The organism is Streptomyces sp. NPDC048171 (assembly GCF_043202655.1).
In the GTDB taxonomy this organism is placed as follows: Bacteria; Actinomycetota; Actinomycetes; order Streptomycetales; family Streptomycetaceae; genus Streptomyces.
The window spans coordinates 16,676-42,911 of record NZ_JBIDAU010000019.1 but is presented as its reverse complement, the minus strand read 5'-3'; the positions used below and the strand labels follow the sequence as shown (position 1 = coordinate 42,911).

The following is a 26,236-nucleotide window of genomic DNA, read 5'->3' as shown; positions in this document are numbered from 1 at the left end:
GACCGCGCGCGTGCTGTCGGCGACGCGGTCCCCGAGGGTTATTGCCGTCGGAGCGAGACGAGGTCGCCCTTCGGCGCTCCGAGTGTCAGACGCCTGCTGACTCCTTGGGCTGGAAGCCGCCCGGTACCGCACTTTCCGGTGTCCGGCCGGGTACTGCGGAAGCGGCCGCGGGGGCGGGCTCCTGCGAAACGTTGAATTCCGCCAGCAGCGCCTGGCTGAAGCCGAAGAAGTACGTCGCCAGGAAGCCGGCAATGTAGCCGACCAGCAGGCCGCCCGCGTAGATCGCGATCGTGGAACCCAGGCCGTGGTTGCCGTCCAGAAGGGGGAACAGGGCCCAGCCCGACGGGCCGATGGCGGTGGAGCCGACCGAGTCACCGAGTTGGCTGAACAGCCCGACGAATCCACCACCGAAGGCACCACCGATGCAGGCGGTGATGAACGGCCGGCCGAGCGGGAGCGAGACACCGTAGATCAGGGGTTCTCCGACGCCCAGCAGACCTGCCGGGAGAGCGGACTTGATGGTCGCGCGGATCGAGGCGTTGCGTGGCAGGCGCAGGTAGACCGCCGCTGCTGCGCCCACCTGCCCGGCGCCAGCCATGGCGAGGATCGGGAGCAAGACTGTGAAGCCTTGCTGCTCGATGAGAGTGGTGTGGATCGGGATCAAGGCCTGGTGCAGGCCCAGCATCACCAGTGGCAGGAAGAGGCCGCCGAGCAGGAAGCCCGCGCCCGCGCCGCCGGTGGACAGCAGCCAGTCGGCGAACGTACCGATGGCGCTGGAGACCTCACCGGCTACGTACATAAGGCCGAAAATGGTGACCAGCCCGGAGACCAGGACGGTCAGGGTCGGGGTGACAAGGACATCCAGGGCTTCTGGAACCCAGCGACGGCACCATTTCTCCACGTACACCGCGAGCACTGCCGCGGCCAGCGCGCCGAGCACGCCGCCTTGGCCGGGGGCCAGGGTCTGGCCGAAGGCGTCGATATTGGCGACGCCTGGGAAGACGATGATGGCGGCGACCGCGCCGCCCAGGATCGGCGTACCGCCGAACTCCTTGGCCGTGTTGTAGCCGACGAAGACTGCGATCAGCGCCATGAAGCCTGAGGCGATTGCAGCGAGCGCCGGGGTGACTGCGGGCAGCCAGTCGAGGTTCACCAGCAGGCCGTTGAGACCGGCGATGATGCCGCACCCGATGAGCGCGGGGATCAGCGGGACGAAGATGTTCGCGATCTTGCGGAGGAACAGCTTGAAAGGAGTGGCGTTCTTAGCCTTTTGTTGTGCTTTGAGCGCCGCGCCTTGGGAGGCCAGCTCTTCAGCGGTGTGGGTGGCAGGAGAGTGAGCCGGAGTGGAAGCCCTTTCCTCCTCGATCAGCTGCTCGAACTCGGGAGTGACCCGGGCGACAGTGCCCGGCCCCAGAACGATCTGGTAGGTGTCGTCCTCCACTACGCCCATCACGGCGGGGAGTGCCTTGAGCGCATCCTCATCGACCAGGGAGCGGTCGATCAGGCCGAGCCGGAGTCGTGTCATGCAGTGGGCGACGGTACTGACGTTCGCGGCGCCACCGACGAGGGGCAGGATCGCGGCGGCAGTGGCGCGGTTCTTGTCTTCAGTAGCCATGGTGCGTGGTGCCTTGCTGTGCGTGGGAGCGGAAGTGGTGTCAGCGGGGGTGCACGGCCGCAAGGGCGGCTCGGAGGTGACCGTTCGATTCGTGCAGGAGCGTGGCGGCGGTGTGGCCGTCGACCTCGCCCAGGATGATGAGGATCGCGTTCTTTACCTCGCCGTCGGCCGCGGCGAGTGCGGCTTCGATCTCGCGGTCCGATGCGCCGGTGGCCAGGGAGACGATGCGGCGTGAGCGGGCGCGGAGCTTCTCGTTTGAAGCGCGCACGTCGACCATGAGATTCCCGTAGGTCTTGCCGAGTCGGATCATCGTGATCGTCGAGATCATGTTGAGGACGAGTTTCTGGGCCGTTCCGGCCTTGAGCCGGGTGGAGCCTGTCAGGAGCTCAGGGCCCGTGACGATCTCCAGACCGTGTTCGGCGGCGGCGGCAAGGGCGGAGTCTGCGTTGCAGGACAGGCCGATGGTCAGCGCGCCCTGGGCGCGGGCGTACTCGACTGCTCCGATCGCGTACGGCGTACGGCCGGAAGCAGAGATGCCGACCACGGTGTCGTTGGCGTTCAGAGCCAGTTTGTCCAGGTCGGCAGCGGCCAGATCCTTGCTGTCCTCGGCGCCTTCGACGGCCGTGACCATGGCGGTGGGACCTCCGGCGATCAGGCCGACGACCTCGGACGGGTCGGTGTTGAAGGTGGGCGGGCATTCACTGGCGTCCAAGACGCCGAGGCGGCCGGCCGTCCCGGCGCCTGCGTAGATGAGTCGGCCGCCTCGCGCCATGCGCTCGGCGGTGGCGTCGATAGCGGCCGAGATGTGTGGCAGTTCTTCGGCCACGGCGGCGGGGACGGTCCTGTCCTCACCGTTCATGAGACGTGCGATCTCGTGGGTGGAGAGCTGGTCGATCTCGGCGAGCTCGGGGCGGAATGCCTCGGTGGTGAGGGTGGCGAGCTGAGCATTCAACTGTTTGTAGCCGTCGGAAGCGGACGTGGTTGTGGTTGTGGAGTGCATCTCGGTGGTGGTCATGGCTGGTGGCTCTGCTTTCCAGGTCTGTGCGGTTCAGCGGGGGTGCGGAATGCGGCGGTGGGCGAGCGCCTCGTAGGAGGCGTTGAGCGCGGGGGCAGCGGCTTCGTTGGTGCGCTGGGCAACACTGACGAACAGGCAGTCGACGACCAGGAGCTGGCTCGTGCGGCTCGACATGGCTGCGGGCCGCAGCTTGCTCTCGCGAATAGGGGCTGTGGTCAGGAAGTGATCGGCGTACTGCAGGACTGGACTGATCTGGCGACCGGTGATCGCGATCGTCGTCGCGCCCTGGTTGAAGGCCGTTCGGAGGGGCTCGATGACGTCCCCGGTGGCCCCGGAGTGAGTAATGGCGATAGCGACGTCTCCAGATCGCAGCTGTACGGCGCTGGTCACAGCCAGGTGCGGGTCCGTGTGGGCGTGGGCGGTCAAGCCGATGCGCATCAGTTTCTGCGCTAGATCCTGGCCGACGAGGGAGGAGGCGCCGACGCCGTAGACGTCGATGCGACGGGCGGCCGACACGGCGGCGCTCGCGGCTCCGAGCTCGGCGGTGTCGAGGTCGGCGGCGGTGCTGGCGAGGGCCTGCTGCTCGTCGCGGGCGAGCTTGGCCACCACGTCACCGATCGGGTCGTTGACCACGATGTCGGCAGTGATGGCAGCTGGATGTGCTGTGAGGGCGACGAGCGCCAGACGCAGGTCTTGATAACTGGCATAGCCCAGGAGGCGGACGGTGCGCACCACGGTGGCCTTGCTGGTGCCGGTGAGGCCGGCAAGACCGGCCACGGTGAGGGCTGCACATCCGGTGGGATCACCGGCAATGGCTTTGGCGACTCGTTGCATGGAACGGGTCAGGGACGGTGTAAGTGCCCGGACCTTCCTCGTGAGGGCAGCAGACGCAGGCTCTGAAGCTGCGCCGAAACTTTCCTTCACGGTGATGGACATGGCCTGAAAGATATTTTCAGTAACATGTTCCGTCAACCCCCCTCTTCCGACCCCAGCGCTGCAGGCCCTCTGTCGCGCAGCCCGCCCCGACGGGCCGATGACACTGAAGTGTGATTCATGCAGAAGTGAGCTTGGTCGTGTCCCTGGGCAAGAGCCGCAAAAGCCGTTCCTGTCGGTGTGAAGTGGTGTGAACAGATCGCACCGGCCTGTTAGTGTGGAAACATGATCGACTGAAGTTGCCGATCCGCAGCTCTGTTGTTGGCGAGCTGGCGGCTTGCGGCACCATGCCCGGTGACTTGCATCGATGTGCATGGTGGATCCTGCTGTTGAGGAGCCTTGCCACCGCGATCTGGCCCCGGCCGAGTGTTCCCCCGCCTCGGCCGGGGCCTCTCCCTTCCTGGTGTGGTCAGGCGGTGGTGCGCCCAGCGTCTACGGGTGGCGGGGCAGGGGCGCCGACCGGCGGCGCGATCTTGTCGTAAGTGGGGGTTCCCGAGGCCGCGCCGCTGTGTGCACCAACTGGGGCCGTGGTGTGGCTGCTGGCGGAGCCGGGAGACCAGCCGGTGTTCACCACACGGATCTGCATGATCCAGGCGGCCACGAGGATGAGAGCGCCCAGGGTGAGCATGCCGACGAGTCCCGCAGCGCCGCCGAGCTTAGCGGTATTGCCCAGCAGGGAGCCGAACCAGCCGAAGTCGGCATCTCCGAAGGTGGTGTCGGCATCACCGTAGGGACCGAGCACCTTCAGTAGCAGGGCAGGGAGGAAGGTGATCAGTAGTCCGTTGAGGAAGGAACCGACCACGGCACCGCGGCGGCCGCCTGTGGCGTTGCCGTAGACGCCGGCGGCGCCTCCGGTGAAGAAGTGAGGCACCAGGCCGGGAAGGACAAGTGCCAGGCCAAAAGCGGGGTTGAACACCCAGATGAGCACCGCCAGGCCGGCGAGACCTCCGACGAAGCTGAAGATGAAGCCGATCAGGACGGCGTTTTGTGCGTAGGGGAAGACGATGGGTGCGTCGAGGGCGGGCTTGGCGCCCGGGACGACCCGCTTGGCGATGCCCTGGAAGGCGGGGACGAGTTCGCCGAGTATGGTGCGCACGCCGAAGAGAATGACGGCGACGGCGATGCCGAACTGCAGACCCTGCATGAGGGACTGCATAAGGTAGTCACCGACACCCGCGGCGTCGTTCCCGGTGGCTGCGGTGAAAGCCTTGAAAGCTGTGTCGCGGCCTGCCTTGGCGAGGAAGAGCACGGACATCACCAGATAGATGAGCACCATGGACAGCGCGGTGGCGACCATGGAGTCACGCAGGAAGCGCAAGCCTTCGGGCAGCCGCATGTCCTCGGTGCTTCGGCTGGGCTTTCCCATCTTGTCGGTCAGCTGGCCGGCGGCTCCGGACAGGACGTAGCCGGCCGTGCCGAAGTGGCCCATGGCCACGGTGTCGTTGCCCGTGACCTTCTTGGTCCAGGGGTGAGCGAATGCTGGCAGCGCGACCAAGAGGATGCCCAGCAGGACACCTCCTCCCAGGACCACGGCCACGGATGACTGCCCGGCCGTAGCCATGACAATGGTGAGCAGGGTTGCCATGAACAGCATGTGGTGTCCTGTGAGGAACACATACCGAAGTGGCGTAAAGCGGGCCAGGAGCAGGCTGATAAGGAAGCCTACGATCATCAACCAGGCGACCCGGGCGCCGAACTGCTCCTGGGCGATGCCGGCGATCGCCTCGTTGGTGGGAATGACCCCGTGGGCTCCTGTGGTGCCCTGGATCATCTTGCCCAGTGGATCGAGTGCGTTGGTGACCAGGCCGGCGCCGGCCCCGACAAGGAGCAGGCCCAGTGTGGCCTTAATGGCTCCGCCAGCGACCTGGCCGGCAGGCTTGCGCAGGGCCAGGAGGCCCACGGCCGTGATGATGCCTATCAGGTAGGCGGGTTGGCTGAGGACCTCGTTGACGAGGAACTTGGCGAGGGCGATGAGCCAGTCCATCAGATTGGGCCTTTCAGACGCTGTAGGTGTCCCGCAGGACCGCGTCGACTTCGGTGATGCTGGTGAAGTCACTGACGACCTTCACCGGTACGCCGACGTCGCCCAGGGTGCGGGCGATCTCGTGCGACGTGAGGATGGTGGCGGCTTCAGAAGCCTTTCCCTTGGCGGAGATGGTGTCGGTTGCCTCGACGACGACGTGCCGGGACCAACCCCATTGCTGAAGTACCTGCTCAAGGGTGTTCTTCAGGAAGAGGCTGGTGCCCAGGCCGTTTCCGCACACCGTGAGAATCTTGTGCACGGCGGGCGCAGCTGGCGCTTTCCCGGCAGAGGGCGGGGTGGGCGGCTGCCCGCCCAGAAGATCCAGGACGGTGGCGGCCGAACGGGCCTGCTGCAGGGCCTCGGTGGTCGCCGGGTCCGACAGCACGCGGGCCAGGGCCGCCATTGCCTGGGTGTGGGAGCTGGAGTCGGTGGCCGCGAGAGCGACGACGAGTGTGACCGGGTCGTTGCTCTCGTGGCCGAATGCGACAGGCCGGGCCAGCCGAACCCAGGACATGCCGGTCTTCAGCACGGCCGATGAGGGTCGCGCGTGGGCAAAGGCCAGTCCCGGGGCGATGACGATGTAGGGGCCGTTGTCGTCTACGTTGGCGATCATCTGCTCGGTGTAGTCGGCAGTGGCCGCCTGAGAGTCGATCAAAGCCTCTCCGGCCACGCGGATCGCGGAGCGCCAGTCGTCGACATGCACGTCCAGGCGTACGGCGAGGGGCGACAGCAGGGTGGTGAGTGCGGACATGGTGCCTCAGCTCCAGGTGGTCGAAGTGGGGGACCGGCGACGGCGAACCGAAGGGTCCCTCGGGAGGGAGCCGCGTGCCCGCTTGCCGGCGTTACCTGGTACGAGCGAGCGCGGGAAGTGGCCCCGCTGCTCCGAGTTCAGGCGCCAGGACGCAGAATGCCTTCGGGGTCGTAGCGCTTCCACAGCTCGGCGACGCGGGTTCCGACGGTTCCCGGGTATGTCTGGTCGAACGTGGCTTTGGTGGGGTTGCTCTCGAAATTCACGTAGGCCCCCTCCGTGTGCTCCGCCACCGGTTCCCATGCCTTTCCCAGGGCTTCGTGGCCGTAGGGAGGGAAGGACGAGGCGATGACGAGGGAACGCTGATGCCGGTGCGGAAAGGCAGTGTCTGCCGGATCGGCGTCGGCGACCGCGCCGCCCAGCGACCGAATCTGGATGAGGACGGGGGCGGGACCGCTTGCCACACCGACGATGGCGCGGGCAGCGGCGGGCGTGATGTCCGTGATCAGGCCGTTCGTGGACGAGGAATGCATTTGGCCCACGTTGGAGTGCATGTGCTGGCGCGGTACCAGGCTCGTGTAAGGCGCGATCACAGCTTGCTGGAGCGTCACATCCCCGATGCCGAGGAGGGGTTCGATCGCACGTCGGATGGCGTGCTCGTTATCTGTGGCCACGACTGCGGTGATGAAGGCACTCGTGACGGAACCCTGTGAGGACAGCATGAGAGCGGTCGTGAGTTCGCGTGGAGCATCCTTCAAGACCGCATCCAGGCGCTGGAGCACTTGACCCGCAGGGTCGACGCGTGCGACGAGCTGCGCATAGCCCACATTGCGCAGTTCGATGGCCTCGAACTCGAAGGCCACGGCGACACCTGCTCCCGCCCCCGCACCGCGCATCACCCACAGCAGGTCCGGCTCATTGGAGGCATCGGCGCGCACGACCGAACCATCGGTGAGTACCACCTCGACGGCGCGCACCCGGTCCACGGTCAGTCCGAAGTACCTGACGAGCCATCCGACCCCACCGCCTGTGGCCAGCCCACCGACACCGACATTGCCGTGGTCTCCCGAGCTGATGGCCAGACCGTGAGGACTCAGTGCCTCTGCGACCTGCGCCCAACGGGCGCCTGCTTCTACCCGCACCAGACGCTTCCTGCGGTCGAGTACCGTGACCTTGTTCAGCCGCCGGAGGTCAACGACCAGACCGCCATGGTTGGTGCCGCTGCCCGCCAGGCCGTGCCCGCCGCTGCGCACCGCGAGAGGAAGTCCGCGCTCGCGCGCCATGAGCAGCGCGGTGGCGACATCACTCGTGGTCACCGGCACGGCCACGACGGCCGGACTGCCCACCGTGGTGTAAGTGGACCGGTACTGGCCATACCGAGTGTCGTCAGGCGTGATCAGCTTGCCGGACAGTTCGGCCGGTGCCCTGAGCTCCGGGTTCATCGCTGCTCCCTGATGGCCGAGACGCGTGCACGCACAGCGGGTACGACTTCCGAGGTGAACAGGTCGAGCTGGGTCTCGGCATCTCCCGCGGGCCAGAAGATGAAGGTGTCGAAGCCCAGCTGCAGAGCCCAGGAGGTGAGGGTATCCACCCATACATGAACATCTCCGACGAGTCCTTGGCCGGCGCCGAGCGGCCCGATGGAGCCGATGACGTTGTAGATGCGCCGGATAGATCGCGGATCGCGTCCGGCGCCCGTAGCCGCGTCATCGATGATCTGCTGGCGCGCAAGCACCTCCTCGGGAGGTACGTAGATGTTGAGCGGGGAGATCCACCCGTCTGCAGCACGGCCGGTCACGGCGAGCATTTTCGACTTCTGGGCCCCCAGCCACAACTGCACCGGTGCAGAGGGCACAGGGCCGGCGCGGTAGCCCGTCACCGCGTGGTGAGGGGTCTGCATCTGTACTGTGCCGCCGCTCAGCGCCTGGTGCATGAGATGGAGAGACTCCTCGGTGAAGGCCACCATCTGGGCGCCGCGCCGAGGCCGGCCGCCCATCGAAGCGATCGCGTCAGCGAAGGCGCCGCCGCCGACGCCCAGCTGTATGCGCCCCTCAGTGAGGAGACTCAAAGAGGCGGCTGCCTTGGCGAGCATGGTCGGTGGCCTCAGTTGGAGGTCGGCCACGTCGGTGAGGAATGAGATGTGGTTCGTGGTTGCTGACAGGTGACTGATCAGCGTCCAGGTTTCCAGGTAGCCGGGCTGATACGGGTGGTCCTGGACGGCGAGGTAGTCCAGTCCGCCTGCGTCGGCCCGCTGTGCGAGCCGACGAGTCTCTTCGAGTGAGTTCGCCGCCGGGTTGAGGCTCAAGCCGAACGACAGCTGGTGTCCATAGTCGGTCATGACACCACAGTGCGGCAGCTGCTCACCTGCGACAAACTGCTCGTAAGGTGCTAATCTTTAGTAAGTAACTTAGGGAGTGATCGCGTGCCACGACAGCTTGAGCGCAGTTCCATTCACGACGAGACCTGCCCGAGCTTCCAGGAAGCTCTCGAGGTGATCGGCCGCCGCTGGACTGGCTCGATCCTGGTGGCCGCCCGTCAGGGCGCCACGCGATTCGGTGAGTACCGTGCGGTGATTGATGGCATATCCGACCGCCTGCTCTCCCAGCGACTCAAGGAACTGGAGAGCCAGGGGCTCATCAGCCGGACAGTGGTACCGACCACACCTGTCCAGATCACCTACAGCCTCGCGCCCGCCGGGGAGGCCCTGATCGACGCTTTGCAGCCGCTGGCGAAGTGGAGCATGCAAAGGGCCGGCCATGGCGACCCGGCCCCCGCTCACGCATCCGCGGTCGGCGGCCTGGGCTGAGCCCTCGCCGCCCAATGTCGCAGGCGCCGGTGACACCGGCGCCTGCGACATTGGGGCGGTGTGTTGTCGTCACGTTCAAGCGTCGGCGGTGGTCGGGCCCGGGGCCACCCGGACCCGGGTCCGACCCCGCCCGCTGCGGGGAAGGTAATACCCTGTACGCCTCCGGGTGACCCCAAGGGTGTCTCGACACCTGCCCGGGCGAACTTCGGGGCTTACCGGAGCGCCGATCCGAAGTGGCGTCGGCGGCCGGCCTTCCCGCAGCGGTCCATCGGATTCGTCACCCTCCGAAGTTACGCGGCGACGCGCTGCGCCAGCTCCTTGGCCCTGCTGGCCGCATGGGCGAAAGCCTGCTCACGCGAGGCTTCGTAGAGAGGGATCAGCTCTTCCATGGCCGGGTTGACCGGCGCCATGGTGAGTTCCGGCACGATGAAGTGCAGGTCCATGCCGAGCGTGTCGGCGAATATCGCGGTGAGGTAGTTGCGTACGTACTCGTACGGCTCCTTCGGTGTGCCGGGCTCGTAGGAGCCGCCACGGCTGGCGACAACAGTGATCGGCTTGTCCTTGACGGTGGATGCCTCGCCGACCGTACGGCCGAAGAGAATGACGTTGTCCAGCCACGCCTTGAGGGTGGACGGGATCGTGTAGTTGTACATCGGGGCACCGATCACCACCGCGTCGGCCTGCTCCAGCTCCTCGATGAACTTCACGCGCTCGGCGAAGGCTGCGACCTGCTCAGGTGTGTGTTCCGAGGCGTCGGACAGGCCCGCTACGTGCGCGTCAGCGCTGATGTGTGGGGCCGGCTCCACCGAAAGATCGCGGTAGATCACCGCTGCGTTCGGGTGCTGCTCCAGCCAGGTCGCGCGGAACGTCTCGGCGACGGCGCGGGAGGCGGAGGCGGAAGACGGGAAAACGGACGAGTCGATGTGCAGAAGCGTGGGCATGCCCAGGTCTCCAGATGGGGGAGGGGAGTGCGCTGCCGGTCTCGGCGGACGCGCAGAACTTTCGTTCCTTACTAGAGATAACACATGAGCTTACTTTTTTTCACCCGCCTACTTCGTACCAGTATCCTGGAGCCATGACGGTCGAGCAGAAGCACGAGGAGTCGGCATGCAGGCGCGTGGATGGCGGCATCACCCGGGTTTTTCAGTTGCTGGGCAAGCGGTGGACCGGGCCGATCGTGGCCGTGCTTGTGGCGCAGCCCGCTCACTTCGCCGATCTGTGCAGGGCGATTCCCGGCATCAGTGAACGCATGCTGTCCGACAGGCTGACTGAGCTCGGCGCGGCGGGCCTTGTGGTCCGCGAGGTCGAAGGGGGGCCGCCGCTGCGGGTGTCCTACCGGTTGACGGAAGCGGGGGCTGCACTTGAGCCCGCCTTGCAGGAGCTGGGTAAGTGGGCTGAGAGGCACCTGCCTGAGAGCCAGCCGGACGTCGAGGCCGACGCGGGTTGACGGTTTCGGAAAGATGCCAGCCGCAGGGTGAGCTACGCCTCGACTACCAAAACTTGAGGGCCCCCTCAAGTTTTGGTAGTGTCGTTGCATGTATGCAGCAAAGCCGGCCAGGCGCGAGGGACGTCCCCTGCGGCGGGATGCCCAGCGCAACCGTGAGGCAATCGTCGCAGCGGCGGCAGCCGCGTTTGCCCGAGAAGGCATGGGAACGCCACTGGAGCCCATCGCCAAAGCCGCTGGTGTGGCAATCGGCACCCTGTACAGTCACTTCCCCACGCGCCTTGACCTGGCGGAGAGTGTCTTCGCGGAGAAGATCGATGCCTGGCTGGAAGCAGCGCAGAAGGCAGCAACGGCGGAGGACCCATGGTCGGGCTTCGCCGAATACCTTGAAATGGTCTGCGAACTGCAAGCCGACGACCGAGGCCTCGGCGATCTCACCTCAATGAGCACGCCCCTGGCCGAGTGCGTCGAGAGCCGCCTAGCACGCATTCGCACACTGGGCCAGACCATCGTCCAGCGCGCGCAGAGCCAGGGAACCCTGCGGGCCGATGTGTCGCCGGACGACATGGCCTTCGTCATCTGGGCTCACGGCGGGATCATGGCGGCCATCCAGGACGTTGCGCCGGAAGCATGGCGCCGCCACCTGGCGCTGATGCTCGACGGATTCCGGGCAGAGCGCGCGACTCCCCTTCCCGTCCCCCCGCTGCACGTCGTCGCGCGGGCGGCTACGGGCAGCGCTCAGGATGGCTCGAAGAACGGAACCCTCTGCAAGGTCTTCGCTGCCGAGTGATCTGCCCGGCAACATGCAGTTACCGACGAGGGGGCCGAGGTTATGAGCGGGACAGTGACGGCGGTCAGCAGCAACGAAGAGTACTGGTCACCAAGCCGGACCCGAGGCAGCGCCAGGCTGCTCGCTGGGCTTGGTGTGGAGGGGACGTCCACGCTGGTGTGACGGTCATGCACCGCTCGCGCATCGCGCAGGATCTCAACCAGCCGAATCTGCGCCAGGCCTCATTCATGAAGAGCTCTTCGCCCACGTCGGCGACGGAGGGTTCAAGGTGGCGCCCGGCGACCTCGGCGAGAACATCACTACACGCGGCATCGACCTGCTCGTCTGCCGGTCGGCACATTGCTGCGCAACGCGACTTCGCGGGCCTGGAAGTCACCGGGCTCCGCAATCCCTGCCTGCAGATCGATCACTTTCAGGATGGTCCGCTGAAGCGTGCCGTCGGCCGCGATGAGGCGGGGAACATCGGGCGCAAAGCCGGAATCGTGAGCATCGTGAGGGACGGCGGCGTGGTACGCCCGAAGATTGAGGAGGCGCGGGACCATGGCCAGTCCCGGCCCTGCAGCGTCCCGCGTCAACATCTCGGCGAGTTGGTCGAAGAACTCAGGCCACGCGGGGAAGCGCGCTGAGCGTTCGTCGCGCAGCACAAGCGGCCGCCGAAGCGCGCGTCGGCGGCAGCCGGGGCGCGGTCGGTCCAAAGCGTGAACTCGCTTTCACCGACCGATGCCTGGCCGCCTGGTTGACCTGCGTTCCGGGTCCTGCCCACGAGATGCCGGCGTGATCTACGAGGTGGGCTTCTCCACCATCGACTGTGCCGTCAACGAGGTTCACCGGCCCCTGATGGAGCGCGGATCGCCCTCCCGAACCAGCCCGGTCTTCGCTTGCCTACCTAGGGGCACGTGCTCGCCTACGCCGTCTTCTTTGACTGATCACTTCGCCTGGTCTTCGTTCTGTCGTCCAACATCCGGAGCGTGGTTGTGCTCTGGGAACTGCGCCACGGCCCAGGAGGATCGTCCCCAAGGCCCTCACCGAGACGCTGTGGCGCTGCGGTCCGGCGGAATGGTGGGTCGGTGGGCGCACCGTGGAGCGCACCGTGCGTGGAGTACCGGCCTCGCCCCGGTGCGAATTCTGCTGCCCCATCGACTCTGTCGGAACGTGGCCTTCGGGCAGGGCGACGAGGTCATGGCCGCCCAGTACGCTCCGTGCGACGTAGCCGCCCCCGGGGTCCCTGAGAGTGAGGCGCAGAGGGCTCCTGCCCGGGTGATCCACGGCTCGGCTCTCGCTGCACTGTTGCCCTGGATGCGGGTGTCGTTGAAGGTCACGCGGGAGACGCCCAGGTTCGCACTGCGGAGTTCCGTAGGGGCTTGACGGAGTCGGGCGTATCCCGTTCGCTCACAGCACCTGGTCGGCTTCCTGCGACTCCGGCCATGCCGTCATGGATCCCCAGATCATGAAATCTGCAGTGACCTAATCATTGCTCAGCTCGACAGCAGGCAGGCCAGCTCGGTCTCTATGTCGAATTGCTCATGCTCGGAACCCTGCGGGACCAGTGACTGCGTCCGGCCCAGGAAAAGCTCCACATCTTGGTGGGACGCTTCGATCAGGGCCGATTCGCCGGCAGGTCCGAGAGCGATGTACAGCAAGCTCGGCTCTCGGTCGGCATCCGGCCATACACGCAGATCACCGAGGCCGGCGGGGCGCTTGAGTCCCTCTATCAGTACGTCACGGCTGAGAACCCAGTGCACTGCCGTGGCTGGATTGCCTACCAGGGCGAACGTCGCATGGACAGCAAGTGGATCATAGGCTACGTACTGCATGTGCATGGAGATTGGCCCGCTGCCGATGGGATGCACGAACAGCTTTACGGGCAGCTCGGTTTCAGCAGTACTGCTCGATTCCATGGTGGGCACGTCATTCTGATTGGTTCCTGGATGCCAGGTCGCCAGGAGGTGGAAAGACGCAATCGACGCTGACTGTGCTTTCCCACCGCCTGGCGACCTGACCGGGTGCTTGCGGATACGTGAGTTAGTGTCCGAGGCGACACTCAGCGCTGGGCCGCGATCAGCTGGTCGACGTACCAGCGGTCGACGACGCCATGACGGTAGGGCGTCACATCAACCCAACGGCCGTCCACCAGGCGGTACAGGTGGTGGCCGTCCCAGCGATACTCCATCTGGTCCCAGTTCCGGTCCGTCCAGGTTCGGTCGTTCCGGTTCCGGTCGTTCCCGCGGTGATCCCTGTCCTGCCCATACATGCCGCGGTGGTCTCGGTCTGTGGTCTCGAACCGCCGGTCGTCGCGACGGTCGGATTCCGAGTAGCGACCGCGGCTGTCCTCTCGATGGTCACCGCGCTCCGTACGGTACTCACGGGCGTGACCTTCACGGTCGGCCCCGTCGCTGCCTTCACCGCCCTGGAAGCCCGAAGCCGATACTCGCCCGTGCTCAGAGGGTGCGGATGGTGCCGCTGACGCCACTCCGGCCGTGCCGAGAGCCGCGCCGCCTGCGATTGCCACCGAAGCGACAGCGAGCGAGATCCGCTTGGCAAATGCATTCATCGTCAGTCTCCATGTGTCTGTGCAGTCCACCCACGCCGTTCGTGGGCCTTCGTCCATTGAGAGGGCGGTAGACGGCTCGCTCCTAGGACTCACTGAACTTGAGGGGTTCCTCATGTTCAGTGCTCTGGCAGCGTACATGAGGGTGCCCTCAAGTTAACGTGTCGCTCCTCACAAGCGGACGGGACTGTCGGGGTCGAGAGGTGCCACCTCTGGTCAACACCGCTTCTGGTTAGGTGACTTGAGAGCATGGAAGGTGGCAATTCAGGTGTCACGCCTCCGCGGGTCATGCGGTGTCGGGGCGTGAGTGAAAGGGATGATCCCGCTTGGCGCGCCACGAGCATGCCGGGGGTATAGGGCCAGGATGGCGACCCGTGCATGTGCAGTCGCTTCGGTGGTGACCGCGCTGGCGGCAAGCAGGGGTCTTCTCCGGTGCGTCCTTCTGTGCGGTGCGGCGGCGTCGTTCATGCCTCGCGGCCGCCTCAGCCGTCGAGGGGTAGGGCTGAAGCCGCCGAAGGGAACTCCCTTGTTATGAGATCATCTGCTTAGCAGATGAATAAACTACAATGGTGTCCACGAGATCGCCTGCCCTTCGGAGCGCTCCATGCCCGACTACGGTCACCCGCTTGTACTCGGTACCTTCATCACTCCGACTGCATCCGCCCCCGAGCGGGTCGTGCAGCTGGCGGAACTGACCGAGGCGGTCGGCCTTGACATTGCCAGCTTTCAAGATCACCCGTACAGAGGGGACTTCCTGGATACGTACACCTTGTTGACCTGGGTTGCAGCGAAGACCAGCAGGCTCCGTGTATCGGCGAACGTCATGAATCTGCCGCTGCGGCCGCCGGCGATGCTCGCCCGCGCCGCGGCGAGCCTCGACCTCCTCTCCGGGGGGCGTTTCGAGCTGGGAATCGGCGCAGGGGGTTTTCCCAAAGCCATCCACGGCATGGGAGGCGCCGACCTCAGTCCCGGGCAAGGGGTCGAAGCCCTGGAAGAAGCGATCGGCATCATTCGTGGCGTGTGGGACACCAGACAAACCGAACCGCTGCGCCACGACGGTCAGTACTACTCGGTACCCGCGATGAAGCGTGGACCGAACCCCGCTCACGACATCAGTGTTTGGCTGGGCGCCTACAAACCGCGGATGCTTCGGCTCACCGGCCGCGAGGCTGATGGGTGGCTGCCGACCTTGCAGTACATAAAGACACCCGGTATGTCTGAGGCGAACAAGATCATCGACGATGCGGCGTTGGAGGAAGGCCGGGCTCCTGGTGACATCCGGCGCCTGCTGAACCTTTTCGACGTCGGCTTCTCCACGGCGAGGCACGGATACCTGCAAGGTCCTCCGCAGCAGTGGGTGGACGAACTGTTGCCTCTGGTTCTGGAACATGGCTTCTCCGCGTTCCTGATAGGGCAGGACTCCCCACACGTCATACAGACCTTTGGAGAAGAGGTAGGGCCGGCCCTACGCGAGGCAGTCGCCCGTGAGCGGAAGGCCGCAGGCACGAGGGAAGCCCCACTCCGCCCGGCGGTAGTGCTCAGCAAGCGGCACCCAACTATCGATTACGAGGCCATACCCGACCAGCTGGCAGGGAAGACCCTTGAGCCCGGTGACCGGATATACGAGAACGTTCGGCACACCTACTCCCGGACCGGGTCACCTGCCTTGGTCATCCAGTGCGAAAACACCGACGACGTCGTCGCGGCACTCGCCTACGCACGCGGTCAGAACGTCGACATCTCCGTGCGCAGTGGCGGCCACGGCCTCAGCGGCCGGTCGACCAACGAGAGCGGCATCATCATCGACCTCGCGAAGATGAACTCAATTGAGGTCCTGGACGAGGACACGGGACGTGTCCGCGTCGGCCCCGGCGCACGCTGGGGTCACGTCGCGCAGGCCTTGGCCCCCTACGGTCTCGCGATGAGCTCGGGTGACTACGGGGATGTGGGTGTGGGCGGCCTCGCCACCACCGGCGGTATCGGCTACCTGGCCCGCAAATACGGCCTCACCATCGACCACATCACGAGCGTCGAAATCGTCGTCGCCGACGGCCGCATGCTCAGAGTCGATGCCACGCACTACCCCGACCTGTTCTGGGCGGTACGCGGGGCAGGTGGGAACTTCGGCATCGTGACGGCCATCGAACTCGATGCCTATCCGCTCAAGGAGGTGGCCTACTCGACCATCACTGTGGATGCCACTGACACCGCGGATGTGCTCGTCAAATGGGGACGTCTGGTTGAGTCGGCGCCGCGTGAACTGAACAGCTTCCTGTCACTCTTTCCTGTGCGCAGGGGAGGTCCCGTAACCGCGCAGGTCACCCTGGTGTACGCGGGAGACGATGTTGAAGCGGCACAGGAGGCGCTGACACCTTTCCTCACGATCGGGCCGGTGATCTATCAGCATGCCCAACTCGCGCCCTATCACGCGCTCGTCACACCGCCGGAGAACCGGCACGCGGGACAAGGGCTCGAGGATTCGCGCAGTGGGATGCTCGAGCACATCACCAGAGAAGCAGCCGAGACCATCGAGAAGACGATAAAGTCCGGCGATGTCATGATCATGCAGTTCCGGTCGATGGGAGGCGCGGTGCATGACGTTCCGCGGCACGAAATGGCCTGGCCGCACCGCAGCCAGAACTTCTCCGTGCTTGCCGCGACGGCGCCCGCCAAGGTGTCCCGCCTCGACGAGCACTGGGACAGGCTCTACCCCTTGCTGAACGGCATGTATCTAAGCTTCGAGACCAGAACTGACCCCGCGCGACTGCTTGATGCATTTCCTGAGCCGGCCCTGTCCCGCCTGCGCCAACTCAAGGCCGAATGGGACCCGCACGAGGTGTTCAACCGCAACTTCAACATACCGCCGGCGCTGTCAGGCGGACCGGACAGCCTGTAGCACGTCCGTCCTGAGTACTGCCTCACTCTTGCCATGCACCTATAGGGCGGGCCCGGGCAGTAGCACGCGTGCATGCAGCCGCCGTCAGGCCAGGAAGCCTGGGATCATGTGCCAGGGTCTGGAGCGCGACAGCGTGAGTCACGGGGATCACTCCAGGGCAAGGCTCTGCATATCTCCCTCCCCGCGACGCGGCCGCCGCAAGACCCGGCAGCCGGGGGCCGCCCGGTCCGAACACCATGCTCAGCGTCGGCGACAGCCGACCGAGCGCCAAAGACCTCTCAGGCGGGACTGCGGCGGTATGGGCCAGCAGATGAGACAACCGGCGACCTGCCGGCGGGCCCTGCTCAGAGCGGTGCAGATGGCGGGCCCGCATGTACGGGGGGCCATGCGGGCCCGCTCACGAGCCACCATATCGGCGATGGGCTCCAGCTCAGGGAGGTCGTTGAGAGGATGGAACGATCGGGAAGGCTGCACTTCCCCATTGGTCAACCGGGCGGCTGAGCCGACCGGTTACAGAATGCCGAGACGGGCGCCGTACCCCACTGCGTGGGCACGGTTGCGAAGGCCCAGCCGGGTGTTCAGGCAGTGAATCGCGTGCTTGATAGTGCGCTCGGAGTAGCTCAACTTCTCGCCGATCTCCTTGGTCGTCCATCCCTCGGCGAGCAGCCGGATGATGTCGATCTCGCGCTCTGTCAGGGTGAACGCAGAGACTCCAGAGGACTGCAGAGCCCTGAGATCCTCGACCAGCCCTCGTACGAGCGACACCGGCAGGTGAGCGTGACCGGCCCGGCCACCGAGCACTGCGGAAAGAATGTGCTGCATCCCTGCCTGCCGTCGGGGGAGAAAGCCCACCAACCGGCAAGCGATGGCGCCGGACAGCTGGCTTCCGGTGATGCTGTTGGCCACCAAGATGATCCGCATGTCCGGATTAGTGCTCTGCTGCGTCTCTTTCCTGATCTCGGTGAGGGTCGCTGCCGTGACGTCGGTGTCGAGGATGACCGTCATGTCCGCCCTGACACGATCATCGCCGTCGAGCAGGTCGACTTGTGGGTGAGCGGACAGGTAGGCCGACACCCCCTGCTGGGTGACCGGATCGCTGGCCCGGACGGCTACGGTGAGTGACTGTAGAGGCCGTAGCGCGTCGTGTACGGGCGTGTCGCAAGGTCCCGGAGAGGAGAATGGGGGAGAGGAGTGCAGTTCCATGGACATCCTTGCCGTCTCAAAATGCTTGGGGGCGGGCGACGCTGCAGGCAGAATCACCCACGCCTGCCGTTACGTGATCGGTCCATCAGCGATGTGATTCGTTGGGAAAGGGTGGCAGAGAACATCGGTGACAGCGGACACTACCGAGCTACCGCAACGACCCACCACCCCTGTGAGGAACGTGTATGGGCTGGTCAGAGTGCCTATCTTACGAACCGTAAGACCCAGAGCACAGAGTGTCGGGGCTGCACGGCAGTCGCGAGCACTCACCGCGAGTGCTCCCGGCTGTCGGCACGTCTCACCTGCGCCCGCCCATGCTTGGCGGTCCCATCCACCAATGCCACTGTTGCGGGCACCCGACTGCCAAGGCGTACAGTCTCGGCTCGCTTGGCACTGACGGCCATGTGCGCTGACAAGGCCACCGCTACCGCGCACAGCACTGCCTGCCCCAGGGCTGCGGCTCGGACGCTTTGACCGCTTTCCGCAGCGACGCCCACGTGTGGCGGGGAACGTCGGCCGCCGCCAGCGGTAAGAGAATCCGGCTGGCGAATGCGGCTGCCATCGTCCCGCTCAACAGCGTCACCTTGGCGAGTTGGATGAACCAGGTGCCGTCGTCGCCCCTTTGGTATAGGCGGCTCCTTCGCCCAGCGGCAGACTGTCGACCGCAGGGCGTCTGGCGACGGGAAGAGCAGAGCTGGCGCCGCAGGTGTGCACACCTGTCTATAGCCTGGTCACGCCACCGTATGCTCATGAGCAGGACGGGAAGCAAGGAGTGGATATGTCAGTGCCATCCTCGGCAGCAGACAGCATTGAGGCGGCGACAGCGTTGCTTCAGTCGGAGCTGAGGCAGCTCGAAGAGCAACAAGAGGTTCTCCAGAAGCAGCTGCAGTCGGTCCAGACGGACCTTGCCGCGGTCTCGGGCAAGGCCGAATCCATCCGCGGAGCTCTGGCTGCCCTAAGCGCACTGCCATCTGAGACGAACCCGCGCTCGCTCTCCCTGCAGGAATCAACACCCGTAAATACTGCTCCGGTGGCTGCGCCCTCTGCTCAGGCCGGGTCGGCTGTGTTGGATGATGTGGAGGAGGTGCCACAGGACTCGCCTGTGATCCAGGACGGCGAGCAGGAGGCGCCTGGAACGGAGCCGGCGACGCACAGGGCCAGCTCCAAGGCCGCTTCCCCGGACAAGCCCGTGCTAAGGGGAAGTCGTTTCACAGACCAGGTGATTGATGTACTGACACGCGATCCCCGTGTGGCGCTACGTGCCAGGGATGTGGCCCAGGCGCTCGGCCGCGATGAGGACTCGGGCAGTATCAACGCGGTCCGAAGCACCCTTGACCGTCTGGTCGCGACATCTCGGGCGCAGCGTGCGGGGAGAGGGCTGTACCAAGCTCCCGCCGTCTGAAGCAGGCAAACATCCGCTCCCGCTGGGTCATAAGCCAGGCCACCGTGGCGATCGGCCGTCTCCGCCTGGATTGCATCGGCGGCTGTACGAACTCTGCACGCGACTCCGGCACAGTTGGTGTCATCAGTGTGATGCGGCCGTGGCCCCCCCCGCAACGCAGTCGCTTCCACGATGGTGACGAGAAGACTTCAGAGGTTGGGGCGTGCTCGTCTGCGCCGTACAGCGCGATCGGGCTTCTTGCCAGCGGCTGACTCTGTAACCACTTCGCTGGGCTCAGCCTGCTCCTGCGCGCTCACCTGCCGTGCGATCGTGTACACCATTTCCTGGAACGCGGTCTGAGACTCCTCAGGGAGAGCCGAGAGGAGCTGCCGGTCGATATCGTTGACCTCGGCGTGCAGTACCTCCCACAACTTTGCTCCGCGAGCGGTGGCAACGATCCGCCGGCTGCGGCGGTCTGACGGGTCCGCCTGGCGTTCGACTAGGCCAGCTTCTTCCAGATCGTCCAGCAAATAGGTCATCATGGTCCGGTCGACGCCCAGTCGATCAGCAAGAAATCGCTGACTGCGCGCCTCCCCCCGAACTGCGGCAGCGAGGATGAAGTATCCGCGGGGTCCCCCAGTCAGGTTTGCGACAGTCGCTTCGACGGCCTTCGCGTAGGCGCGGAACATGATGCCGATCGCGAAACCGAAGTCGTCCTCCAGCAGTGGCCTCACCTCAGGCGGGCCTGCTCGATCGTTCGTGCTTTCCGACGTCACCGTGATTCCCCTGTGAGCTGTGGGGCTTTGATCGCTGCGATTTTAGTCTAGTTGGCAGAAGATAGGCAACGCCTACGATTGACGGCCCTCCAGCGTAACGAGAATGACCAGGCGGGTTGAGGGTCGGAGGGATGCTGAAGCAGTCCGGCCTACCTCCACGGGTGAGGCATGTCGATACCGGAAGTCATCGACCTGGCCGTTGCTGTGGTCGTCTGAGCGAGACGCAGCGTTGGACACAGTGTCCAAGTTCTCTTAGGGTGGCGGCGCGCTGCGCTCCGCCACCTGGTCACCCTGGACAGGTGATGTGAGGCCGAGGTGCTTCGACGGCCACTCCGTCAGCTGCCTCGCTCTGTGTGCCGCGCGAGAGCGAGGCGCGCGCAATTTCTCAAATGCAACTTTTGTGCCGCTGATCCGTCCCAAGACGAGTATCTGGAATCCCACGGGCTTTCTTCTGCATGCATGTGGAGGTGACGGCCGCTCAAAAAGGGATATATCGATGCAAGTGATGTCAAGGTGGTGCTCCGCTTTGCGACCGCAGTGCACGAGTACCACTGAAGAAGAACAGCGCGAGAGGGGCACGTTGCTGTCATCGGACGGTGCAAATGCATCCGGCGATAGCGCGCTGACGGTGTCCGGTCCGTCCGCCGGCGAATCGGCAGTGTTCGAAGGAGCCAACCACAGGCGCTCATTCATGCGTCACTGCATCGCCTCGTGGGCTGTATGGCCGACGGTGGCAACCCTCCTGCTGATGGTGGTAGCCCCTGCCGGTGCAGGATCCGGAGCGCAGCACCGGGCAACCCATGAAGCGATGCTGGCCGTAGTCCGAGGCGGTGTTCCAGGGGTGACGACAGCCGCCGCTGACGCACAGGGCAGCTGGTCGGCAGCAGCTGGCGTGGGTGATCTGAGGACGGGGAAGCCGCGCTCGGCGCGGGATCGTTACCGCGTGGGGAGCATCACCAAGACGTTCATAGCAACCGTACTGCTGCAACTGGAAGCAGAAGGAGAACTGTCGCTGGATGACAGGGTCGACAAGTGGGCGCCGGGATTGGTCGAGGGCGGCGGGAACAGCGGCAGACGCATCTCGCTACGCCAACTGCTCAACCACACCAGTGGCATCTTCAACTACTCGGACGACGGCTACTTCGCCCGAGCTGTTCTTGGAACGGGCGGCTTCTTCAGGAACCGCTACAAGACGGTGCCCCTGCATCGTCTCATCGACCTCGCGATGCAGCACGAACCAGACTTCCCGTCAGGAACATCGTGGAACTACTCCAACACCAACTACCTGCTTGCCGGCAAAGTCATCGAGGAGATCACGGGCCGCAGTTACGGCGAGGAGATCCGTCGTCGCATCATCGATCCCCTGCGTCTACGGGCCACCTCTCTTCCGGGGTCCCGTGTCACCGTCCCGCAGCCCAGCAGCCGCTCCTACTCGAGACTGGGGCACACGGCAACTGGGCAGCTCCACGACGTCACCGAACTGAACCCCTCGATTGCCGGACCAGCCGGTGAGATGATTTCCAACTCGGCTGACCTCAGCCGCTTCTACTCGGCACTGCTCCGAGGGCAACTGCTCCCACGGAAGCAGCTAGCTGAGATGACCTCCACGGTCCCGGCATGGAACAGGGAAGGCTACGGGCTCGGCCTGACCAAGAGGGTGCTGAGCTGCGGTATCACCGTTTGGGGTCACGACGGCCGTATCCACGGGTCCGTCTCTATAGCGGCCGTGACGAGTGACGGCCGGCATGCGCTGGCCGTCAACTTCAACGGGGACTGGGCAGCGGGCGCCGCCAGGGTGATCGAGGCCGAGTTCTGTGGCTAATACCTGTCCCTGCCTGTACTGCGGGTGACCTTGATCCCGAGAGGCACGACGGTTGAGTTCGATGGCAATCCGTGTGACTGCTGACACTGAGACACCTGACGGTGAGCGGACAGGGACCGGTGTGGAACTTTCCCTACGTACCCGCATACGGGCCGGTGACCCGCAGGCCTTCAGCCAGCTCTTTCGTGAGCACGCCGGGGCGGTGTCCAGCCATGCACTACGGCTGACCGGCGACTGGAACACAGCGGAGGACGTCGTCTCCCTGACCTTTCTCGAAGCTTGGAGACTGCGGGAGAAGCTGTTGCCGGATTCCGCGCCGGCGAACGGCACCCGCCCAGGGGCCACTGTCTCCGTCGACGACGCCGGACTGCGCCCGTGGCTCTTCGGCATTGCCACCAACGTGCTACGGAACACGCAGCGTGCTGCGAGGCGGCACAAAGCCGCCCTCGCTCGGATACCGGTGCGCCGGGCAGACATCGACACGGTGAGTGATTTCGCCGATGAACTGGTCAGCCGCATGGAGGACGCCGAACGGCTGGCCGCAGCCCGTACGGCCCTTGGGTACCTGCCTAGGCGTGAGCGGGAAGTGTTCACACTGTGCGTCTGGTCAGGACTCAGCTATGCGGCCGCTGCCGAGGCCTTGGGCGTGCCGGTCACCACTGTGCGATCTCGGCTGTCCCGAGCCAGGAAGCGACTACGTGCCCCGGCCGAGGCAGAGCTCGCCCGGAAACTGGGCCAGTCCCATGCGAGGGCAGCACTTCCTGAGGGAGCCGCCATGCCTCCGGAAGTTGATCAGCGGGCGGGACACACCTCTGGCAGCGGACAGGAAACGAGCGGCCGCACCACGGCGGCCCGGTTGACACAGGAGTACCACCGATGAACCCCGCGGAGCGCGAGGAACTGGCTCGGCTGCTACCGAGCCCGGGTGACCCGGTCCTGCAGAGCGACCGCCTACGACAGCTGGAGAACCGACTGATGCAAGAGATCACCCGAGAAGCCATCCCGCAGGCCACACCTGCGGTGGTACCGGAACAGCTGCCTGCTCGCCGCAACACACGTGCCCGGATCGCCTTGCCCATCGGGATCGCCGCCGCAGTTTCCGCGTTGTTCCTCGCGGCCGGAGCCGGAAGCGAGCCCGAGCGCCCGGCCTTCGATGATGAGGCCGTGGGGCTGTTGACCCGCATCGCCACGGTCGCGGCAGCCAAGAACACGCCCTCGGTCCGCGACGACCAGTACATCTACACCAGGACACAGGGCATGCAGCAGATCGCGGGCGAAGGTGAGGACAACTTCCAGCGGTCCGACTGGCATGCGGTCAACGGCAAACGTGACGGACTCGCCCGCATCACCGTGCTGTCGGGCCCTTCCGGGAAGGGAAGCATGGATATGAAACTCGCCGCCGATCCGAACGCCACCAGCTACCGCGAACTGCAGGAGATGCCGACCGATCCCGACAAGATGTACAACACTGTCTGGGAGGCGACGCAGGGGCAGGGGCCGACCCATGAGGCAGCGGCTCTGGAGCAGATTGGCACGATGCTGCAGGGAGCGACGCTGCTGCCCGAGGTAGACGCGGCACTCTACCGCGCCGCAGCCATGATTCCTGGCGTGAGCGTCATCGACAGCGCGAAGGACGCCGCAGGCCGCCCTGGTGTCGGCCTGGCCTTCGGAATCGGCGACGACCGCGATGTCTGGGTCTTCGACAAGAAGAGCCTTACTTACCTCGGCTCCGATGACGTGGCCCTCCTCCAGGTCGGTGTCGTCGACCACCTCGGCCAGGCGCTGAACAGGTGATCCGGGGCTCCCTAGGCCTTGAACGGCCTCAGCCGGCTCACTGAGTGACCGTACCGCCCATGGGAAGTCGGCCCGCCGTCCAGCACCGACGGCGGGCCGCACACGTAACTGACGCCCACGAGCACGCAAGCTTCTTCACGCCTTGTACCGGGCAGGCCTGCGCCACTGTCCCCCGCGCGGAGGCGACAGCGCTTCCTCCGCAGTCCAACGTCACAGCACTCGGCCTGTCGGCTGCCACAGCGACACCCCAGCGCCACGTGTGTCGAAGAAGCGCTACAGCAGCCGACCACTAAGGTCACGATCATGCGTATCGTCATCGCAGGTGGACACGGGAGAGTCGCGCTGATCCTGGAACGCATCCTTGCTGGGCGAGGAGATGCAGTCGCAGGAATCATCAGAAACCCGGCCCAGGCAGGCGCCCTCGAGGCCGTCGGCGCACAGCCGCTGGTGGCGGACCTTGAGACCGCTTCGGTCGCGCAAATCGCTGAGCTAGTTCAAGGCGCGGACGCCGTAGTGATGGCTGCTGCTGCCGGTGCGGGCACCCAAGCCGATCGCAAGGAACTTGTGGACCGCGACGCGGCCGTACTCCTGGCCGATGCGGCAGAGACCGCCGGAGTACGCAGGTATCTCATCGTCTCGTCCATGGGAGCTGACACCCAGGCAGTGGACGGAGCCGTCAGCCCCGAATTTCGCACGTACTTGCGGGAACATGACCCTCACAACGGCCAGGATGAGAACGGCAGCTCTCCCCTGTTCGGGGCCTACCTGCGGGCCAAGGGTGCTGCAGACGAGGCACTTCGTGCGCGCACGACGCTTGACCTCACCATCCTGCGTCCGGGGCTGCTGAACAATGACAATGGCACCGGCCGAATCAGAATGGCGCCATCAGCCGGGGCAGGGAGCATCCCCCGAGAGGACGTAGCTTCGGTCCTGGCGGCCTTGCTTGACGCTCCGGCAACGGCAGGAAAGACAGCAGAAATCATCAGCGGAGGCACACCGATCCCACGGGCCGTCGCCGCCCTTGCGCAGGAGACCGCGCCGTAGGGGGCCTCCTGCTTGCCCCACACGGGCACCTCCTCGTCGCGCCCCGCTCAACGGAAGACAAATGCGCGGCGCGCGGACAGACGACGGACCCCGACGGGCTAAGGCCAGCCGCCGTCATGCAAATGAGGGCCTAGCCTAGTGGGCATGCAGAGGCAGCCACCCTTGCCGTCAGAACGGTCCTTTTGGGCCCGATTCTTTGAGAAACTGCCAGAACAGCCCACCGTGACAACGCCCGCGCACCGGCACACACCGGAGTTTCTGGAAGCCGAACGGGCTCGACTGGCCTCCCAGCCCGGCCTTGGCCTCGCCGGCCTCCTGATGGTGCTTCCGATTGCCGCACTGTTGGCGGTTGGCCTGGGCGACGCAGAAGATTCGGTCGTGGTCTTCTCTCCACTGGTCACCTTTGCTCTGCCCGCGCTAGCAATGATCGCCTTTTGGTGGGAAGACTGGCCGGGGTCAAGTCTGCGTCCCGGGTGGTCAGGGCTCATCGACGCACTGCTCGTGGCAGCGGCGGGCATCGTCCTTGCGGTCATCGGCCAGATCGTGGTCGGGCGCTTCGATGTCCAAGGAATTTTCGACCCTGATCCAGGGCCGGGTCATGCTTCCTTGTTCCCTGCGGCATTACCATTGGGGCTGACAGCATTTACAGCAATGTTGCAACTTACGCTTGTCTGGGAGGGCTGGCCACTGAAACGTCTCCCTCGCCTGCTGGCCGGTCTGATGGCTCTTTCGATCTCCTGGGGCATCGCCCTCCTCGTCCACTACCTGGCTTACGACCTGCCTGCCGAGCCGGGTTCCGGTCTGAACGTGCAAGAAGGATCGTTCTCGGGCGAAGACATTTCAGTGCTCCTCGCCGTATGTGGCTCGTGGCAGGTGTGGATCTTTCTGGTCTGGCGAGGATGGCCCCTTCACGGTTTGCCGAGCCGGTGGCTTCGTATTGTGCTGGGTAACGTTCTGGTGGTCACCGGAACCACACTCGTCTACTTTTTGCTGTCTGAAGCTGCTGGAATGGAAAAGCCCGTAATTTTGGCGGGTTCAGCAGGATTCAGTTCAGCCGGACTTGTGATCGGAATGCTTTTCGAGGGTGCATTTCGATCGCATCTGTCCCGTTCGCAAGAGCGAGTGGTCACTCTTGCGGCGACGGCAGTGCTGGGGATTATCCTGTCCGTCAGCTTGTGTGCATATGCTCGGAATTGGGCCTGGTCAGAAGCCACCGCCGAAGCGTGGGTAGGGCACGTCTGCGTCAACGCCCTGGGGCTTGCCGTCATCCTGCACGTCGCCGTTTTCCACCGATGGCCTCTTGATGACAAGACAACAACTCCAGACAAGTCCGCAGCACGCTAGTGGCACCGCACAACCGGACCGCTCCGACAGCGGCAGGCCATACCGCGACGTCGG

21 protein-coding genes and 1 pseudogene are annotated in these 26,236 nt (G+C 65.2%); 10 read left to right on the top strand and 12 right to left on the bottom strand.

Annotated elements, in window-relative coordinates; genetic code table 11:
• Positions 1 to 85 precede the first annotated feature (85 nt).
• From ACGF3J_RS36650 to ACGF3J_RS36620, 7 genes are all read right to left on the bottom strand, one after another.
• Positions 86 to 1,615, bottom strand: coding sequence for a PTS transporter subunit EIIC (locus ACGF3J_RS36650; RefSeq protein WP_393855840.1), 1,530 nt, complete (start codon positions 1,613 to 1,615; stop codon positions 86 to 88).
• A gap of 40 nt (positions 1,616 to 1,655) precedes the next feature.
• Positions 1,656 to 2,630, bottom strand: coding sequence for an N-acetylmuramic acid 6-phosphate etherase (gene murQ / locus ACGF3J_RS36645; RefSeq protein WP_393855839.1), 975 nt, complete (start codon positions 2,628 to 2,630; stop codon positions 1,656 to 1,658).
• A gap of 33 nt (positions 2,631 to 2,663) precedes the next feature.
• Positions 2,664 to 3,566: a MurR/RpiR family transcriptional regulator gene (locus ACGF3J_RS36640; RefSeq protein WP_393855838.1), complete on the bottom strand. Its 903-nt coding sequence runs from the start codon at positions 3,564 to 3,566 to the stop codon at positions 2,664 to 2,666.
• A 406-nt stretch (positions 3,567 to 3,972) separates the two neighbouring features.
• Positions 3,973 to 5,547, bottom strand: a complete 1,575-nt coding sequence (locus ACGF3J_RS36635) for a PTS ascorbate transporter subunit IIC (RefSeq protein WP_393855837.1) — start codon at positions 5,545 to 5,547, stop codon at positions 3,973 to 3,975.
• Positions 5,548 to 5,560: 13 nt separating this feature from the next.
• Positions 5,561 to 6,337, bottom strand: a complete 777-nt coding sequence (locus ACGF3J_RS36630) for a PTS sugar transporter subunit IIA (RefSeq protein ID WP_393855836.1) — start codon at positions 6,335 to 6,337, stop codon at positions 5,561 to 5,563.
• 137 nt (positions 6,338 to 6,474) lie between these two features.
• Positions 6,475 to 7,776: an FAD-binding oxidoreductase gene (locus ACGF3J_RS36625; RefSeq protein ID WP_393855835.1), complete on the bottom strand. Its 1,302-nt coding sequence runs from the start codon at positions 7,774 to 7,776 to the stop codon at positions 6,475 to 6,477.
• A complete protein-coding gene (locus tag ACGF3J_RS36620; protein WP_393855834.1) occupies positions 7,773 to 8,672 on the bottom strand; it encodes an LLM class flavin-dependent oxidoreductase in 900 nt (299 codons plus the stop codon). Before ACGF3J_RS36620 ends, ACGF3J_RS36625 begins: the two co-directional genes overlap by 4 nt.
• An 84-nt stretch (positions 8,673 to 8,756) precedes the next feature.
• Between ACGF3J_RS36620 and ACGF3J_RS36615 the strand changes: the two genes are divergently transcribed.
• Positions 8,757 to 9,140, top strand: a complete 384-nt coding sequence (locus ACGF3J_RS36615) for a winged helix-turn-helix transcriptional regulator (RefSeq protein ID WP_393855833.1) — start codon at positions 8,757 to 8,759, stop codon at positions 9,138 to 9,140.
• 290 nt (positions 9,141 to 9,430) lie between these two features.
• Here the strand turns inward: ACGF3J_RS36615 and ACGF3J_RS36610 are convergent, their stop codons facing one another.
• Positions 9,431 to 10,081: an FMN-dependent NADH-azoreductase gene (locus tag ACGF3J_RS36610; protein WP_393855832.1), complete on the bottom strand. Its 651-nt coding sequence runs from the start codon at positions 10,079 to 10,081 to the stop codon at positions 9,431 to 9,433.
• A gap of 134 nt (positions 10,082 to 10,215) precedes the next feature.
• Between ACGF3J_RS36610 and ACGF3J_RS36605 the strand changes: the two genes are divergently transcribed.
• From ACGF3J_RS36605 to ACGF3J_RS36595, 3 genes and pseudogenes are all read left to right on the top strand, one after another.
• A complete protein-coding gene (locus ACGF3J_RS36605; protein WP_393855831.1) occupies positions 10,216 to 10,587 on the top strand; it encodes a winged helix-turn-helix transcriptional regulator in 372 nt (123 codons plus the stop codon).
• Between the two features lie 88 nt (positions 10,588 to 10,675).
• A complete protein-coding gene (locus ACGF3J_RS36600) occupies positions 10,676 to 11,374 on the top strand; it encodes a TetR/AcrR family transcriptional regulator (RefSeq protein ID WP_393855830.1) in 699 nt (232 codons plus the stop codon).
• A gap of 42 nt (positions 11,375 to 11,416) precedes the next feature.
• Positions 11,417 to 12,000 (top strand): annotated as a pseudogene (locus ACGF3J_RS36595) (MOSC domain-containing protein).
• A gap of 849 nt (positions 12,001 to 12,849) precedes the next feature.
• Here the strand turns inward: ACGF3J_RS36595 and ACGF3J_RS36590 are convergent.
• Together ACGF3J_RS36590 and ACGF3J_RS36585 are read right to left on the bottom strand one after the other, a co-directional pair.
• On the bottom strand, positions 12,850 to 13,272 hold the full coding sequence (locus ACGF3J_RS36590) for an SsgA family sporulation/cell division regulator (RefSeq protein WP_393855883.1): 423 nt from the start codon (positions 13,270 to 13,272) through the stop codon (positions 12,850 to 12,852).
• Between the two features lie 143 nt (positions 13,273 to 13,415).
• Positions 13,416 to 13,925 carry a hypothetical protein gene (locus ACGF3J_RS36585; RefSeq protein WP_393855829.1) on the bottom strand — a complete coding sequence of 170 codons (510 nt, stop codon included), beginning with the start codon at positions 13,923 to 13,925 and terminating at the stop codon, positions 13,416 to 13,418.
• A 601-nt stretch (positions 13,926 to 14,526) separates the two neighbouring features.
• Here ACGF3J_RS36585 and ACGF3J_RS36580 point away from each other — a divergent pair.
• On the top strand, positions 14,527 to 16,818 hold the full coding sequence (locus tag ACGF3J_RS36580) for an LLM class flavin-dependent oxidoreductase (protein ID WP_393855828.1): 2,292 nt from the start codon (positions 14,527 to 14,529) through the stop codon (positions 16,816 to 16,818).
• A gap of 510 nt (positions 16,819 to 17,328) precedes the next feature.
• On the opposite strand, the gene ACGF3J_RS36575 is transcribed toward ACGF3J_RS36580, so the two are convergent.
• A complete protein-coding gene (locus ACGF3J_RS36575; RefSeq protein WP_393855827.1) occupies positions 17,329 to 17,892 on the bottom strand; it encodes a response regulator transcription factor in 564 nt (187 codons plus the stop codon).
• Between the two features lie 1,719 nt (positions 17,893 to 19,611).
• Positions 19,612 to 20,178 carry a MarR family winged helix-turn-helix transcriptional regulator gene (locus ACGF3J_RS36570; RefSeq protein ID WP_393855826.1) on the bottom strand — a complete coding sequence of 189 codons (567 nt, stop codon included), beginning with the start codon at positions 20,176 to 20,178 and terminating at the stop codon, positions 19,612 to 19,614.
• A gap of 496 nt (positions 20,179 to 20,674) precedes the next feature.
• On the opposite strand from ACGF3J_RS36570, the gene ACGF3J_RS36565 reads away from it, so the two are divergent.
• The 5 genes from ACGF3J_RS36565 to ACGF3J_RS36545 all read left to right on the top strand — a co-directional run bounded on the left by ACGF3J_RS36565 (position 20,675) and on the right by ACGF3J_RS36545 (position 26,182).
• Entirely contained in the window at positions 20,675 to 22,000 is a 1,326-nt protein-coding gene (locus ACGF3J_RS36565) for a serine hydrolase domain-containing protein (protein WP_393855825.1), read from the top strand.
• 61 nt (positions 22,001 to 22,061) lie between these two features.
• Complete coding sequence (locus ACGF3J_RS36560; protein ID WP_393855824.1) at positions 22,062 to 22,880, top strand: RNA polymerase sigma factor; 819 nt, start codon at positions 22,062 to 22,064, stop codon at positions 22,878 to 22,880.
• Positions 22,877 to 23,794, top strand: coding sequence for a CU044_5270 family protein (locus ACGF3J_RS36555; protein WP_393855823.1), 918 nt, complete (start codon positions 22,877 to 22,879; stop codon positions 23,792 to 23,794). The genes ACGF3J_RS36560 and ACGF3J_RS36555 overlap by 4 nt, the downstream gene beginning before the upstream one ends.
• Before the next feature lie 303 nt (positions 23,795 to 24,097).
• Positions 24,098 to 24,838: an NAD(P)H-binding protein gene (locus ACGF3J_RS36550; RefSeq protein WP_393855822.1), complete on the top strand. Its 741-nt coding sequence runs from the start codon at positions 24,098 to 24,100 to the stop codon at positions 24,836 to 24,838.
• Positions 24,839 to 24,982: 144 nt separating this feature from the next.
• Positions 24,983 to 26,182, top strand: a complete 1,200-nt coding sequence (locus ACGF3J_RS36545) for a hypothetical protein (protein WP_393855821.1) — start codon at positions 24,983 to 24,985, stop codon at positions 26,180 to 26,182.
• Positions 26,183 to 26,236 lie beyond the last annotated feature (54 nt).